1 protein-coding gene is annotated in these 915 nt (G+C 47.0%); it reads right to left on the bottom strand.

Annotated elements, in window-relative coordinates:
• Positions 1 to 915 (bottom strand): PD-(D/E)XK nuclease family protein (locus B2U10_RS11080; protein ID WP_414655324.1); only part of this gene is annotated, 915 nt, incomplete at both ends.

Here is a 915-nt window from a genome sequence, read left to right on the forward strand (position 1 = left end):
ATGCTCAGGCGCAGCAGCTTCTAGCTGTTCGAATAGGTGAAGAATCGCTTCATACACTTGATCATGTTCCCGAGCAGCAAGTAACTGATCTTGCTCTAATGCTTGCTTGCGCCATTCCATTAAATGTTCTGCAATTTTTTGTTCTTCGAGGAATTGATAAAGACCTTTCGTATACGCGCTCATCGTCTTTGCCTGCTTTAACCGACGGTGTAACGGTTCAATCAAGTCGACGACGAACGTACGGAGATGATTCAATTCCTCTTCTTGCGCGATTTCCTCTTCCGTTAAGCGAACTTCCTCTGCTAAGCGTCGCTTTAATTGCCACGGTTGTTGCCACATCGACCCTTTGATGCCGCGTTCGAGCACGAACGTCTCGAAACGATCGAGCGCTAGACGCGCATCTTCTGCTGGAATCGGTAAGAGCTCCGTCTTCAGTAAACGAAAGACCGTTTCTTCCCGATAACCCGATGTCACGATGTCTAAAGCAGATTGAATCAAGTCAACGAGCGGATGATGGATCATCGACTCACGTTGATCCAAGAAATACGGAACATCATACATGTGGAAGGCTCGTTCCAAGTGATCCGCATACGGTTCAAGATGTCGTACGACGAATGCCATTTCATGAAATCGATACCCTTTTTGTCGAACAAGTTGAATCGCTTTCCGCACGGCTGATTCTGCTTCGACTTGCCGGTTGACTGCAGCTGTCATCTGAAAGCCGTCAACGTCATGATCGACAGATGGATAACCTGGCTTTAACAAGGCCTGCTCTAAATGCCGTAGCCCTTCTGATTGAAATTTGATTGGCTGTTCATACAAGATTTCTTCGTACGGAATCGATTGCTCCTGCATTTGCCCGATCAACTGCATGTAGCAACGCTGGGACACACCAAAAGACGTTTGTTTTGCATA

This window comes from Exiguobacterium sp. UBA7533 (assembly GCF_002479335.1).
GTDB lineage: Bacteria > Bacillota > Bacilli > Exiguobacteriales > Exiguobacteriaceae > Exiguobacterium_A.